Origin of the sequence: Streptomyces sp. NPDC090798, from assembly GCF_044768965.1 — a bacterium.
GTDB lineage: Bacteria > Actinomycetota > Actinomycetes > Streptomycetales > Streptomycetaceae > Streptomyces.
Window position 1 is genome coordinate 68,134 of record NZ_JBIVXA010000009.1, and the last position, 14,276, is coordinate 82,409.

General features: G+C 71.0%; 12 protein-coding genes and 1 pseudogene. 9 read left to right on the plus strand and 4 right to left on the minus strand.

Going from position 1 to position 14,276, the window contains the following annotated elements; all coding sequences use genetic code 11:
* Window positions 1-59: 59 nt before the first annotated feature.
* Window positions 60-686, minus strand: a complete 627-nt coding sequence (locus ACIQTP_RS20790) for a TetR family transcriptional regulator (protein WP_403401664.1) — start codon at window positions 684-686, stop codon at window positions 60-62.
* 144 nt (window positions 687-830) lie between these two features.
* Between ACIQTP_RS20790 and ACIQTP_RS20795 the strand changes: the two genes are divergently transcribed.
* The 3 genes from ACIQTP_RS20795 (at window position 831) to ACIQTP_RS20805 (ending at window position 2,629) form a co-directional block, all read left to right on the plus strand.
* Window positions 831-998, plus strand: a complete 168-nt coding sequence (locus ACIQTP_RS20795) for a hypothetical protein (RefSeq protein ID WP_097286339.1) — start codon at window positions 831-833, stop codon at window positions 996-998.
* A gap of 22 nt (window positions 999-1,020) precedes the next feature.
* On the plus strand, window positions 1,021-1,350 hold the full coding sequence (locus ACIQTP_RS20800; RefSeq protein WP_403401666.1) for a DUF4190 domain-containing protein: 330 nt from the start codon (window positions 1,021-1,023) through the stop codon (window positions 1,348-1,350).
* Between the two features lie 109 nt (window positions 1,351-1,459).
* A complete protein-coding gene (locus tag ACIQTP_RS20805; protein WP_403401668.1) occupies window positions 1,460-2,629 on the plus strand; it encodes a cysteine desulfurase family protein in 1,170 nt (389 codons plus the stop codon).
* 277 nt (window positions 2,630-2,906) lie between these two features.
* Here the strand turns inward: ACIQTP_RS20805 and ACIQTP_RS20810 are convergent, their stop codons facing one another.
* Together ACIQTP_RS20810 and ACIQTP_RS20815 are read right to left on the minus strand one after the other, a co-directional pair.
* Window positions 2,907-4,400, minus strand: a complete 1,494-nt coding sequence (locus tag ACIQTP_RS20810; protein WP_403401669.1) for a multicopper oxidase family protein — start codon at window positions 4,398-4,400, stop codon at window positions 2,907-2,909.
* Between the two features lie 261 nt (window positions 4,401-4,661).
* A complete protein-coding gene (locus ACIQTP_RS20815) occupies window positions 4,662-5,360 on the minus strand; it encodes an N-acetylmuramoyl-L-alanine amidase (RefSeq protein ID WP_403402016.1) in 699 nt (232 codons plus the stop codon).
* Between the two features lie 292 nt (window positions 5,361-5,652).
* Here ACIQTP_RS20815 and mnmA point away from each other — a divergent pair, with 292 nt between their 5' ends.
* Window positions 5,653-6,780 (plus strand): tRNA 2-thiouridine(34) synthase MnmA, encoded by a 1,128-nt coding sequence (gene mnmA / locus ACIQTP_RS20820; RefSeq protein ID WP_403401670.1) that lies wholly within the window; start codon window positions 5,653-5,655, stop codon window positions 6,778-6,780.
* Between the two features lie 122 nt (window positions 6,781-6,902).
* Here mnmA and ACIQTP_RS20825 read toward each other — a convergent pair whose 3' ends face one another.
* Complete coding sequence (locus tag ACIQTP_RS20825) at window positions 6,903-7,226, minus strand: DUF427 domain-containing protein (protein WP_095852477.1); 324 nt, start codon at window positions 7,224-7,226, stop codon at window positions 6,903-6,905.
* Between the two features lie 50 nt (window positions 7,227-7,276).
* Between ACIQTP_RS20825 and ACIQTP_RS20830 the strand changes: the two are divergent.
* From ACIQTP_RS20830 to ACIQTP_RS20850, 5 genes and pseudogenes are all read left to right on the plus strand, one after another.
* A pseudogene (locus ACIQTP_RS20830) lies at window positions 7,277-7,839 on the plus strand (TIGR00730 family Rossman fold protein).
* A 7-nt stretch (window positions 7,840-7,846) separates the two neighbouring features.
* The gene (locus ACIQTP_RS20835; RefSeq protein ID WP_403401672.1) at window positions 7,847-8,545 is read left to right on the plus strand and encodes an SDR family oxidoreductase; all 699 of its coding nucleotides are present in this window, start codon (window positions 7,847-7,849) and stop codon (window positions 8,543-8,545) included.
* Entirely contained in the window at window positions 8,542-9,537 is a 996-nt protein-coding gene (locus ACIQTP_RS20840) for a methionine synthase (RefSeq protein WP_403401674.1), read from the plus strand. Before ACIQTP_RS20835 ends, ACIQTP_RS20840 begins: the two co-directional genes overlap by 4 nt.
* A 15-nt stretch (window positions 9,538-9,552) precedes the next feature.
* The gene (ligA, locus tag ACIQTP_RS20845; protein ID WP_403401676.1) at window positions 9,553-11,748 is read left to right on the plus strand and encodes an NAD-dependent DNA ligase LigA; all 2,196 of its coding nucleotides are present in this window, start codon (window positions 9,553-9,555) and stop codon (window positions 11,746-11,748) included.
* 260 nt (window positions 11,749-12,008) lie between these two features.
* The gene (locus ACIQTP_RS20850; RefSeq protein ID WP_403401678.1) at window positions 12,009-14,255 is read left to right on the plus strand and encodes a putative bifunctional diguanylate cyclase/phosphodiesterase; all 2,247 of its coding nucleotides are present in this window, start codon (window positions 12,009-12,011) and stop codon (window positions 14,253-14,255) included.
* The last annotated feature ends 21 nt before the right edge of the window (window positions 14,256-14,276 follow it).

Genomic DNA, 14,276 nt, shown 5'->3' on the forward strand with positions numbered 1-14,276 from the left:
TGCGTCACCTCGCCCTTTGGTGAACGGGTGCCGTCACTCCGGCCTTGGGAACGGGTGCGTCACCCAAGCCAGTTGCGGCGGCCGATGGCGATCAGCCGCATCTGGCGGGTCGCGACCCGGGCCACCCGCTCCCGCTCCTCCTCGGACGCCTCCAGCGCCTCCAGATAGAGCGAGGCCGTCATCAGCATCTGGTCGACGTACAGCCCCGCGAGCATCAGCAGGTCGTCGTCGCTCCACCCCTCCGACTCGGGGTGCTTGGCCAGCTCGACCTTCACCTCCGCGGCGAACCGCTCCAGTTGCTCCCTGATCGCCCGACGCACCCGCTGGACGCCGCCGTGCCGCTCGCGCGCGATGAAACGGACGTGCGCGGGATGGGATTCGACATGGTGGGCGATCAGGTCGACCGCGCGCTCGATGCGTCCGGCGCTGTCTCCGGCCGCGGAGACCGTGTCCCCGATCATCGGGTGCAGACTGCCGAGCGCCTCCTCGACCAGCGCCACGCCGAGGTCCTCCGTCGAGCGGAAGTGCCGGTAGAAGGCGGTCGGCGCGACTCCGACGGCGCGGGTGACCTCGCGCAGACCCAGGCTGCTCAGGCTCTGCTCCTCCAGCAGCTCCAACGCCGCGTCCAGGAGCGCCTGACGGGTCTTCTGCTTCTGGGCCTGCCGGATGCCGAGAGTGTGACTCATACCATGCAGTTAACAACTGTTCTCTGTAATTGAAAAGCGGGGCGACGCGCTAGACTCTGGAGTCAGTGAACAAGTGTTACTACAACCGTTCACTGAGTCGTCAAGTCCCCGAAACAATCGGGGTTCACCGTCGAGAGGCACCTCATGCTGTTCCTCGTCGCCGCCCTCCTGCTGCTGGGTGTCGTGATGGGCTCCATAGCCCACGCCCCGCTGCCCGTCACCCTCGTCGCCGCGGTCGTCATCGGCGTCTGGCTGGCCGTCTTCGCGGTCCGCGAGCGCAACGCCCGCCGGCGCCACACCTCCACCAACTGATCGTTGGGAGCTGACTCACGTCATGGAACTCACCGAGCGAACCCACCTCGCCACCGCGACCAAGCCCACCGCGACCAAGCCCACGGCGACCGCGCCCGGCGCGCCCGCCCGCGCGACCGGCACCAAGGACGCCGACGGCATGGCCGTCGCCTCCTTCATCCTCGGCCTCCTCGGCCTGCTGGTCCTGAACGTCTTCCTGGGCCCGATCGCCATCGCCCTGGCCTCCGTCGCCCTCTGGCGCGGCACCGCCCGCCGTGGCCGCGCCTTCCTGGGCCTGGGCCTCGGTATCGCCGATCTGCTGGTGCTGGTGGCGTTCATGCAGTTCGACAGCACGGTGTCCTGGAACTTCTGAGCCGCCGCCGAACGAGGCCTTCGATCCACCGCGCAACGAGGGGCGGGTGGACGGCTACCCGGACGGGGGCCGAGGCCGTGGACGGACGGCCCGTAGACTCGGGCCCATCATGGCTTACCTCGACCACGCCGCGACCACACCGATGCTCCCCGAGGCGGTAGAGGCGCTGACCGCCCAGCTGAGCATCACGGGCAACGCCTCCTCCCTGCACGCCGCCGGCCGCCGCGCCCGGCGGACGGTCGAGGAAGCCCGGGAAACCCTGGCGGAGGCCCTCGGCGCCCGCCCCAGCGAGGTCGTCTTCACCTCCGGCGGCACCGAGGCCGACAACCTCGCCGTGAAGGGCCTGTACTGGGCCCGCCGCGACGCCGACCCGGCCCGCACCCGGGTCCTCGCGAGCCCGGTCGAACACCACGCCGTCCTCGACGCCGTCCACTGGCTCGGCGAACACGAGGGCGCCACGGTCGAGTACCTGCCCGTCGACTCCTACGGGCGCGTCCACCCGGACGCCCTGCGCGAGGCCATCGCCCGAAACCCCGACGACGTCGCCCTCGTCACCGTCATGTGGGCCAACAACGAGATCGGCACGGTGATGGCGGTCCGCGAACTGGCCGACGTCGCGGCCGAGTTCGGGATCCCGCTGCACTCCGACGCGGTACAGGCCTTCGGCCAGGTCCCCGTCGACTTCACCGCGTCCGGCCTCGCCGCGATGACCGTCTCCGGCCACAAGATCGGCGGCCCGTACGGCATCGGCGCCCTGCTGCTGGGCCGCGAGTACACCCCCGTACCCGTGCTGCACGGCGGTGGCCAGGAGCGGCATGTGCGCTCCGGCACCCTCGACGTACCCGCCATCGCCTCGTTCGCGGTCGCCGGGCGGCTCGCCGCCGAGCAGCGCGAGTGGTTCGCCCGCGAGATCGGCGCCCTGCGCGACGACCTGGTCGACGCCGTACGCGCTGCCGTGCCCGGCGCGATCCTCGGCGGCGACCCCGCGGCCGGGGGCCGGCTGCCCGCCAACGCCCACTTCACGTTCCCGGGCTGCGAGGGCGACTCCCTGCTGCTTCTGCTGGACGCCCAGGGCATCGAGTGCTCCACGGGCTCCGCGTGCACGGCAGGCGTCGCCCAGCCCAGCCATGTCCTGCTGGCCACCGGCACCGACCCCGACCTGGCCCGTGGCACCCTGCGCTTCTCCCTCGGCCACACCTCCACGGAGGCGGACGTCGAGGCGGTGGCCAAGGCGATCAGCCCGGCGGTGGAGCGGGCACGGACGGCAGGCCTGACCTGACACCACCGCGCTCGCTCACCTGGGACCTGTCCGGCCGATCACGGCGGAGACGCGGGGCCGCAGCTTTCCTCCACCGTGATCGGCCGGACAGGTCCTCGTACCGGCTGTCGTCCTAGTGCCGCGGCAGGCAACGTTTGCCCGTCAAGGAGCGGCGTCCGGTGCGTGCTCTCGGCGTGCCGGCCGCAGGCCCTCGTACTGGACGTACTTGGGTCTTCGGCTGGTGCGGCGAGAGTGCGTGCCGGGCGTCGCGACGGGGCGAACGTTGCCTGTTGCGGCACTAGCTGTCCGTCACCATGAGGGAGGCCATCATGCCCTCGTCCTCGTGTTGCAGCAGATGGCAGTGGAGCATGTACATATAGGTGTCGTCCGAGAAGTCGGTGAACTTCATCGCGATCTCGATGGAGCCGCCGCCGACCACCTCGAACGTGTCGTACCAGCCCAGTTGGACGCCCGTCGGATCCTCCCCGTTGACGGAGATCAGCTGGAACGGCACATCGTGCAGATGGAACGAATGTTCAAGCTGCGTGCTGTTCTTGACCGTCCACACCTCCTCGGCACCCAGGGTGGTGCTGATCATCGCCATCGAGGACATGCTCGTCCCGGCGGAGCCGTTGATCGTCATCGAGGTGCCGCTCTGGCCGAGCGTGATCGTCCGGGCGGTGAAGTCGCTGGTGTCGTAGCGGGTGATGGTGTTCAGGGTCGGCAGGGTCTCCGGAGTGTCCGAGGCGTCCGGGGTGACGGTCAGGAACTCGTACGTCCCGCTGCCGCCGCGCACCCAGCCCGTCGTCACCACGGCCTCCAAGGTCACCGCGTCGCTGAGCTCCATGACGAACTCGGCCCGCGCGCCCGCCACCAGCCGGATCGATGCCACCTCGGTGGCCTCGGTCAGATAGCCCTGGTCGGTGGCGATCTGGGTGAGCGTCGCGCCGTCGCTGCGCTGGACGGTGATGATGTCGGACGGCGAGGCGTTGAGCAGCCGGAAGCGGGTGCGCTTCTTGGTGGCGGTGAAGGAGAGCGTGGTGTCGTCGACGTTCGTGCCGTTGCACAGCAGCGGGAAGCTCAGGCCGTTACTGAGGTAGCCGGTCAGGTTGTACTTGATGTCTCCGGCGCTGTCGGTGGCCAGGCACTGCAGGATGATCGGGATGTCGTCGGTGCCGTAGGTGCTGGGCAGGGCCGCGGACGCGTCCGAGTCGTCCTCGACGATGATCATGCCCGCGAGGCCGTGGGTGGCCTGCTCCGCCGTGGTGCCCAGGGCGTGCGGGTGATACCAGAGCGTCTTCGCCTCGTCCTTGACCGTGAAGGTCGGCGACCAGGTCTTCCCCGCGGCGAAGGCGTTCTGCGGGCCGCCGTCCATGCTGGGCGGGACGTGCGCGCCGTGGAAGTGGACGGTGGTGTCCTCGGTGAGGCTGTTGGTGATGTTCAGCAGGACGGTGTCGCCGGAGGTCCACTTCATGGTGGGGCCGAGGAACGACTGGTTGTAGCCCGCGGTCGTGCTGGTCACCCCGCTGAGCACCTCGCTGGTGCCGCTCTTCGCCTCCAGGGTGTACGTCGTGGTGCCGTCCGTGGTGGTCCCCTCCAGGAGGTCGGGGATGGTCAGCGTGGTGCCCGCGGCGTGCGCTTTGTTCTGTGTCGCGTTCGTCAGTAAGGCGATGGCCGTGCCGCCCGCGGTCACCGCCGCGATGCCCGCTCCGGCCATCCCGCCGAGGAACTTGCGGCGGTGCATGCCCTTGCCCGTGGACTTGCCCGGGGTCTTGCCCGTGGTGTGAGTCATAGCGGTGGACTCTCGGCCCGAGGGCTATGCGCAGACTGGGCCGGAGTTAGGAGAAAGCCGTCGTCGCTGTGAAATCCGATGACTTAAAGTCAGGATCAACTCCCTTGGAAACGGCGAGAGTTGACGTGTCGCAGGTCACATCGGCAGCACGGGGCGCAAGGGACAGGCGCGTCCCGCGGATGCCTCACAGCATCACGATTAGGTGACTTGAGCCCCGTGTGGCGCTGTCTGTGAGCGCGCATCGAAAGCGCTCTCCGGCGGCTACGCCCCGGCTGTGCGCGTCGGCTCCGCCGCGGTGCGGGCCTGTCGTACGAGCCGTATGTACCGGTCCCAGTCCCAGTACCGCCCGGGGTCCGTGTGGTCCGTGCCCGGCACCTCGACGTGTCCGATGATGTGCGCACGGTCGACGGGAATGCCGTACCGCCCGCAGACCGCGGCCGTCAGCCGCGCCGAGGCCGCGTACATGGCGTCCGTGAACGACGAGGCGCTCTCGACGAAGCCCTCGTGCTCTATGCCGACGCTCCGCTCGTTGTACCCCCGGTTGCCCGCGTGGAACGCCACGTCCAGCTCGCGGATCATCTGGGTGATGTGTCCGTCCTTGCGCAGGATGTAGTGCGCGGCCGCGCCGTGTGCCGGGTCCTGGAAGACCTTCACGGCGCTTCGGTAGCTGCCCTGGGTGACGTGGATGACGACCCGGTCTATCCCGTAGTCGTCGGGCCGGTCCGCCCGCCGCCAGTTCGCCGACGAGGCGGCCACCCACTGCGCACCCCGGAAGTCGACGGCGCCCGCCACCCGGGGCTTTTCGACGCCGGGCAGCCGCCACCACAGGTGGCCGAGCTCGCCGCGTGCGAGCACCGCCGTGCCCACGGCGGCCGCGGCGCCACCGATCAGCAGCGTCCGCCGCCCGATCCGCCGGTCACGGTCCCGGCGGGCGCGCCCCTTGGTCTTGTTCTCGCTCACGCTGTCCCCGCTGCTCCCGGTGGGTTCTCCGGCTCCGGTGATCCCCGTGGTGCCCACAGCCCTCGTGGCTCCCGTGGTCCCCGTGCCGGCCGTGGCCCCCCTGGTTCCCACGGTCCCCGTGGCCTCGGTGGTCGTGTTGCCTGTGTTCTCCGAGTTCTCCGTGTTCTCCGCGGCCTCACTCATCACGTCCGCCCCGTCCTTCGTGCCCGCCCGTCCCCGGACGGTCCCCGTTGCGATCACCAACGGATACCCGCGGGCTTCGGTTCCCGCGGCCCCGTACTCTGGAGGGGCTATGACTGACACCTCGCAGCGCCCCCGCCCCCTCCGCGTCCTCGCCGCCATGTCCGGCGGCGTGGACTCCGCCGTCGCCGCCGCCCGCGCGGCGGAAGCCGGTCACGACGTGACGGGCGTGCACCTCGCGCTCTCCGCCAACCCGCAATCGTTCCGCACGGGCGCGCGAGGCTGTTGCACCATCGAGGACTCGCGCGACGCCCGCCGCGCCGCGGACGTCATCGGCATCCCGTTCTACGTGTGGGACCTCGCCGAGCGCTTCCGCGAGGACGTGGTCGAGGACTTCATCGCCGAGTACGAGGCCGGGCGTACGCCCAACCCGTGTCTGCGCTGCAACGAGAAGATCAAGTTCGCCGCCCTGCTCGACAAGGCGCTCGCGCTCGGCTTCGACGCGGTCTGCACGGGCCACTACGCCAAGGTGATCGTGAACGAGGACGGCACGCGCGAGCTGCACCGTGCCTCGGACATGGCCAAGGACCAGTCGTACGTCCTCGGTGTCCTCGATGACCGCCAGCTCGCCCACGCGCTGTTCCCGCTGGGTGACACGGTGACGACGAAGGACGAGATCCGCGCGGAGGCGGAGCGCCGGAACCTGGCCGTCGCCAAGAAGCCCGACTCGCACGACATCTGCTTCATCGCCGACGGCGACACCCAGGGCTTCCTGGCGAACCGCCTGGGCAAGGCGGAGGGCGACATCGTCGACGAGTCCGGGTCGGTCATCGGCTCCCACGAGGGCGCGTTCGGCTTCACGATCGGGCAGCGCAAGGGGCTGCGCATCGGCACCCCGGCCGCGGACGGCAAGCCGCGCTACGTCCTGGACATCTCGCCGGTGAACAACACGGTGACGGTGGGTCCGGCGGCATCCCTCGATGTCAGCGGGCTGACCGCCATCAAGCCCCGCTGGTGCGGCGCCGCCCCCACCGGGCCGGGTACCTACACCGCCCAGCTCCGCGCCCACGGAGGCGAGACGCAGGTCGCGGCCGAGCTGGTCGACGGCGAACTCGAGGTCACGTTCACCGAGCCGGTCCGCGGCGTCGCCCCCGGCCAGGCGATCGTCCTGTACGACGGCACGCGCGTGGTCGGCTCGGCGACGATCGCGACGACCACCCGCGCGACGGCGGGCGTCTAGGACCTGTCCGCCGGACAACCCCTGGACGCCCGCCGGTCGTCGGCCAGCAGCTCCGTCAGCCGCGGCCCGAGAGCGCCCGGGCCGGTTCGATCACGCCACTTCGCCTTCGTAGAAGCACTCGGTCACGCCACTTCGACTTCGTAGAAGCAGAAGTGGTCCTTGATCCGGGCGACGTCCGGCTTGGGGTCGGGGTAGGACCAGACGAGGTCGGGGGCGTCGGGCAGGGACCAGTAGGACGCGTCGCCCTTGAAGGGGCAGTGCGTGTGGGTGTCGGAGGTCGTCAGGAGGTCCAGGCGGACGTCCTCGGCCGGCAGGTAGTAGCGCACGGGACAGCCGGTCTCGCGCAGCACCAGGGGCCGGTCGCTCTGAGCCAGCACCTGGTCGCCGTGCACGACGCGTACCCGCTCCGTGCCCTGTTCGATCGTGATCGTGTGTCCATTGGCCATACCCGTACAGCGCGCGTGGGACCCGGGTTCTTCCCTCGTACCGTAGGCACATGAATATCTGCGTCTTCCTCTCCGCCGCCGACCTCGACGACCGCTACACCCGTCCCGCCCGGGAGTTCGCCGAACTCCTCGGCAAGGGCGGCCACTCCCTGGTGTGGGCGGCTCCGACGTCGGGCTGATGAAGGTGGTCGCCGACGGGGTGCAGGAGGGGGGCGGACGGCTGGTGGGCGTCTCCGTGGACTTCCTGGCGGCCACGGCGCGGGCGGGTGCCGACGAGATGGTGATCGCCCGGGACCTCGCCGAGCGCAAGGCGCTGCTCCTGGCCAAGGCCGACGCCGTCGTGATCATGGTGGGCGGCACCGGGACCCTCGACGAGGCGACCGAGATCCTGGAGCTGAAGAAGCACGGGAAGACCGAGAAGCCGGTCGTCCTGCTCAACACGGCGGGCTTCTACGACGGCCTGAAGGAGCAGTTCCGCCGCATGGAGGCCGAGGGCTTCCTGCCGTGCCCGCTCACCGACCTGGTGTTCTTCGCCGAGGAGCCGGTGGGCGCGCTGGCCTACCTGGAGGCTGTGACATCAGCGGCTCCCGCCGCGGGCGTGGGCACCCGGTGATGCGAGCATGGCGTCCATGGCTACACATGTGATCACCGGGGCGGGCTCCGGCATCGGCGCGGCCGTCGCCCGCCGTCTGCACGCGCGCGGGGACGACCTCGTGCTCCACGCGCGCGACGCGGGCCGCGCGAAGGAACTGGCGGCCGAGTTCCCCGGGGCCCGGACCCTGGTCGGCGACCTGGCGGACCCGGACAAGCTCTCCTGGGCGTTCTCCCACCAGTCCCTGCCCGAGCGCATCGACTCGCTCCTGCACATCGCGGGCGTGGTCGACCTCGGCCCCGTCGGGGAGCTGACCCCCAAGTCCTGGCGTCACCAGCTCAACGTCAACCTGATCGCCCCCGCCGAGCTGACCCGCCACTTCCTGCCGCAACTGCGCGTGGCCCAGGGCCATGTCGTGTTCGTCAACTCCGGCGCCGGCCTCGCCGCGCACGCCGACTGGTCCGCGTACGCCGCCTCCAAGCACGGCCTGAAGGCCCTCGCGGACTCCCTGCGCCACGAGGAGCACGCAAACGGCGTCCGGGTGACCTCCGTCTATCCGGGCCGGACGGCGAGCCCCATGCAGGCGAAGGTCCACCAGCAGGAGGGCAAGGAGTACGACGCCTCGAAGTGGATCGACCCGGAGTCCGTCGCGACGACGATCCTGATGGCCGTCGACCTGCCGCACGACGCGGAGGTCAACGACCTGACCGTGCGGCCGGGACGATGAGCTTCACCTGGGGCCCCGCCACTGGGGTCGGCTCCATGCCCGGCGGCGACGCCCGCGAGGCCGCCAAGACCGTGACCGGGTCCTTCGAGGACTTCCCGTTCCTGACCGAACTGCCCGCGCGGGGGCCCGGCGCGGACATGATCGGGCGGACCGCGGGGATGCTGGTCGAGCTCTACGCGCGCGTGGAGCCCAGCGGCTGGCGGATCGGGGACCGGCCGGGGCGCGACACCAAGCGGGCCAGGTCCTGGCTCGGCGAAGACCTCGACGCGCTGGAGGAGTTCACCCAGGGCTACGAGGGGCCGCTCAAGGTGCAGGCCGTGGGCCCCTGGACGCTGGCCGCCGCCCTGGAGCTGCGGGGCGGCGAGGCGGCGCTCTCCGACCTCGGAGCCTGCCGGGACCTCGCCGGATCGCTCGCCGAGGGACTGCGCACGCACCTCGACGAGGTACGGCGCCGGGTGCCCGGCGCCCAGATCGTGCTGCAGCTCGACGAGCCCTCGCTCATCGCGGTGCTGCGCGGCCAGGTGAAGTCCGCCAGCGGCTACCGCACCCACCGCGCCGTCGACCGGCAACGGGTGGAGTCGACGCTGCGGGACGTCGTAGGGGTGCACACCGACGGCCCGGTCGTGGTGCACTCGTGCGCACCCGACGTACCGTTCGCGCTGCTGCGCAGGGCAGGGGCCGCGGCCATCTCGTTCGACTTCTCACTGCTCACCGAGCGTGACGACGACGTCATCGGTGAGGCGGTGGAGGGCGGCACCCGGCTGTTCGCCGGTGTCGTGCCGGGCACGGACGGACCATTGTCGGACCCTGCCGGTAGCGTCATGGGTGTCAGGACGCTGTGGCGCAGGCTGGGGCTGCATCCGGGTCTTCTCGCGGAGGCGGTCACGGTCACTCCGTCGTGCGGACTCGCGGGCGCTTCCCCGGAGTACGCGCGCCGGGCGCTCGCCCACTGCGCCCGGGCGGCGAGATCCCTCGCGGACAACCCAGAGTAACGGGAGGACGACACGGTGGCCGGCGACAAGGACGCACAGCCCAATTCCCTGCCCGCCGAGGCACGGGAGCAGCACGCGCAGCTCGCTGAGCAGATCGAGGAGCACCGCTTCCGGTACTACGTGAAGGACCAGCCGGTCGTCAGCGACACGGAGTTCGACCAGTTGCTGCGCTCGCTGGAGGCCCTGGAGGAGCGGTATCCCGAGCTGCGCACCCCCGACTCCCCGACCCAGAAGGTCGCGGGCGCGTACGCGACCGAGTTCACCTCCGTCCAGCACCGCTCGCGCATGCTCTCGCTGGACAACGCCTTCAGCGACCTGGAGCTGACGGCCTGGGCCGAGCGCGTCGCCAAGGACGTGGGCACCTCGGACCACCACTTCCTGTGCGAGCTGAAGGTCGACGGCCTCGCGGTCAACCTGACCTACGAGCACGGCCGCCTCACCCGCGGGGCGACCCGTGGCGACGGCCGCACGGGCGAGGACATCACGCCCAATGTGCGCACGATCGCGGAGATTCCGGACCGTCTCCAGGGTGACCACGTCCCGGACCTGGTGGAGATCCGCGGCGAGGTCTACTTCCCGATGGAGAAGTTCGAGGAGCTCAACGCCCGCCTGGTGGAGGCCGGCGACAAGCCCTTCGCCAACCCGCGCAACGCGGCGGCGGGTTCGCTGCGCCAGAAGGACCCCCGCGTCACCGCGAGCCGCCCCCTGCACATGGTGGTCCACGGTATCGGCGCCCTGGAGGGCTTCGAGGGCCTCTCCCGCCTCTCCGAGGCGTACGCGCTGCTGCACTCCTGGGGCCTGCCGACCACGCGGTACGCGAAGGTGGTCGACGACCTCGACGGCGTACGGGAGTTCATCGCGTACTACGGCGAGAACCGGCACTCCGTGGAGCACGAGATCGACGGAGTCGTCGTCAAGCTCGACGAGATCCCGCTGCAGGGCCGCCTCGGCTCCACCTCGCGCGCGCCGCGCTGGGCCATCGCCTGGAAGTACGCGCCCGAGGAGGTCAACACCAAGCTCGTCAACATCCGGGTCGGCGTGGGCCGCACGGGCCGCGTCACGCCGTACGCACAGGTCGAGCCGGTCACGGTGGCCGGCTCGGAGGTCGAGTTCGCCACCTTGCACAACCAGGACGTGGTGAAGGCCAAGGGCGTCCTCATCGGGGACACGGTGGTGCTGCGCAAGGCCGGTGACGTCATCCCCGAGATCCTCGGCCCGGTCGTCGACCTGCGGGACGGCAGCGAGCGCGAGTTCGTGATGCCCGCCGAGTGCCCCGAGTGCGGTACGCCGCTGCGGCCGATGAAGGAGGGCGACGTCGACCTGCGCTGCCCGAACGCGCGCTCGTGCCCGGCCCAGTTGCGAGAGCGGCTTTTTTACCTCGGGGGCCGCAAGGCACTCGACATCGAGCAGTTCGGGTACGTGGCGGCGGCGGCCCTCACCAAGCCGCTGGAGCCGGCCGAACCGCCGCTGGCCGACGAGGGCGACCTCTTCGACCTCACCATCGAGCGGCTGCTGCCCATCAAGGCGTACGTCCTCGACCAGGACAGCGGCCTGCCCAAGCGCGACCCGAAGACCGGCGAGGAGAAGATCGCCACGGTCTTCGCCAACCAGCAGGGGGAGCCCAGGAAGAACGCGATCGCGATGCTGGACAACATCGCGGCGGCCAAGGAGCGCCCGCTCGCCCGGATCCTGACCGGTCTGTCGATCCGTCATGTCGGGCCGGTCGCGGCGGAGGCGCTGGCGCGCGAGTTCCGCTCCATCGACCGGATCGACCAGGCCACCGAGGAGGAGCTCGCCACCACCGAGGGAGTCGGCCCGATCATCGCCGCCTCGCTCAAGGAGTGGTTCGCGGAGGACTGGCACCGCGAGATCCTCCGCAAGTGGCGGGCGGCGGGCGTCCGTATGGAGGACGAGGGTTCCGGCGAGGAAGAGGGCCCGCGGCCGCTCGAAGGACTCACCGTCGTCGTCACCGGCACGCTCGAACACCACACGCGGGACGGCGCGAAGGAGGCCCTGCAGAGCCGGGGAGCGAAGGTGACCGGTTCGGTCTCGAAGAAGACGTCTTTCGTGGTGGTGGGCGACAATCCGGGATCCAAGTACGACAAGGCGATGCAGCTGAAGGTGCCGGTTCTGAACGAGGAGGGCTTCGCCGTCCTGCTCGAACAGGGACCGGAGGCCGCCGCGGAAGTCGCCCTCCCGACCGGGGAGTAGCGGTTGAAGGCCACCCGTTCGGCGCATATCAGATGCATACGGGTGGCCGGGTCGCATTCGGGCAACCGTCGTCGACCGCTGCCCGTAGAAGCCTTCTGCGGCCTACTGTTGAGGTGTGCGCCTGCCGTGCCCAGCTGCGGCTGGGGCATCCCCTGCTCCGCAAGAGTCTGGGGAAGGGTTTTCAGACGCGGTGCCGTTGGCAGTTGTCGCCGGCAACGGGCCGCGTGGCGTGGGCACCGCCGGCTGTGAGAGGGACGGGAATGGAACCGACCGAGAGCGCCGCCCCGGACTCACGGCTGCGCCTGCGCCGGATGACCGGCGCGTGGATGGCCGGCCTCCGGACGGGGCGTTCGTCGGAGCGCCCCGGCACGGGCGGGCAGGGCTCCGCGCCACCCCTCACCGTAACCGTCCCCGCCCCGGGTGCCGGCAGGCTCGCCGCCGGGCGTGGCGGCGGCCTGTCCGGTCACGATCCCGAACGGCACATCTCCTGGCCCACGCTGCCCGCCGCGGTCGTCGGGATGGCCGCGTTCGTCCTCGGCGGCGGCTTCTACCGGGCTTTCAGCGGCCACCACGCCCTCTTCCCGTCCGGCGCGGTCGGCTGGTCGCTGGCCGTACTGACCGGCATCATCGTCGGCCATCTGGTCGCCCTCGGCCGCGCCCGCTGGTGGGGCGGCACGGGCTCCGGCGCCGCGCTCACCCTCGCGGTCCTGCTGCTGTACGGCTGGGTGGCCGCCGGGATGGTCAGCCTGACCGTCGTCGTGCTGGTCGGCGCCGCGCGCCGAGGCCGCTGGCGCCAGGGGGTGTTGCACGGCGCGGTCGACATCCTCGGCATCGGTGCTGGAGCGCTGGTCCTCGCCATGTTCGGGCGGGTGCCGTCCGTGGAGGCGCCCTGGAATCCGGAGAGCTGGAACTTCTACGCCGCACCCGAGGTGGTGCTGGTCGCGACCGCCTATCTCGCGGTCACCCGCGTCCTGCTCTGGTACCTGCACGCGACGGGCACCGGCGGCCTGCCGACCGCCACCCGCACGGCGCTGGTCAGGCAGGGCCTGGTCGCCGTCGCGCTGCTCGGTATCGCGCCGCTGATCTGCGTGGTCGCCATCGCCCAGCCGATGCTGCTGCCGCTGTTCTCGATCCCCCTCATCGCACTCGACTCCACCCTGTGGATCGCCCGCGTCCGGGCCGAGGAGCAGCTGCGCGACCCGCTGACCGGGCTGCCCAACCGCCAGTGGCTGCTCGAACGGACCTGGACGGCTCTGGACGATGCCGAGCGCATCGGTGCGCGCTCCGCCCTGATGCTGATCGACCTTGACCGCTTTCGTTCCGTGAATGACACGTTGGGGCACCTCGCCGGTGACCGACTGCTCCTTCAGATAGCCGACCGGCTGCGGCTGGCGCTGCCGCGCGGGGCGGAGGCCGCGCGGCTCGGCGGGGACGAGTTCGCCGTGTTACTCCCCGTCGCCGACTCCACCACGTCGGCCACGCGGGTCGCCCGCAATCTCGTCGCCGCCCTCGGCTCGCCGCTCGACCTCGACGGACTCACCCTCGTCCTGGAGGCCAGCGCCGGGCTCGCCGTCTTCCCCGACCACGCGCTGGACGCGGAGGGGTTGCTGCGGCGGGCGGACGTGGCGATGTACCAGGCCAAGCGGGACCGTACGGGGGTGGAGGTGTACGAGTCCAAGCGGGACTCGAACACGCCGGACCGGCTCGGTCTGCTGGGGGATCTGCGCCGGGCGCTGGACACCGGTGACGTCGAACTGCACTACCAGCCCAAGGTCCGCTTCGACGGACAGGTGGCCGGGCTCGAGGCGCTGGTCCGCTGGGTGCATCCCGAGCGGGGGAAGGTGCCGCCGGACGAGTTCATCGCGATCGCCGAGTCGTCGGGGCTGATGCCGCACCTCACCGAGTACGTGCTGGAGACGGCGCTCGCCCAGGTCGCGCGGTGGCGGGCGCAGGGACTGCGCGTACCGGTCGCGGTGAACGTGTCGCCGCGGGACGTCCACACCCCCGGTTTCGCGGGCTCGGTGGCCGCGCGGCTCGCCCGGCACGGGGTTCCCGCGGGGGCGTTGCAGCTGGAGATAACGGAGCATGTGCTCCTCGAGGACCCGCAGCGGGCCGCGGACACGCTGGCCGGGCTGACCGGGCACGGCGTGAAGATGTCGCTGGACGACTTCGGTACGGGGTACTCCTCGCTGGTGCATCTGCGGCGGCTGCCGGTGAGCGAGCTGAAGATCGACCGGTCCTTCGTCGCGCGGCTCGCCGTGGACAACGAGGACGCGGCGATCGTGCGCTGCACCGTCGATCTCGCGCATTCGCTGGGGCTGCTCGTCGTGGCGGAGGGTGTCGAGGACGACGAGACGTGGGAGCGGCTGCGGGATCTCGGGTGTGACGCGGTGCAAGGTTGGCTGGTCGCGGCGGCGATGCCTCCGGAGGAGGCGACGGCGTGGCTGCTGGCGCGGGGGTCGCGCGGCTGGCAGCGGCCGCGCGCCGCGCTGCCGGCCGCGGAGTAGTTCTCTCCCACCCGCGCACCA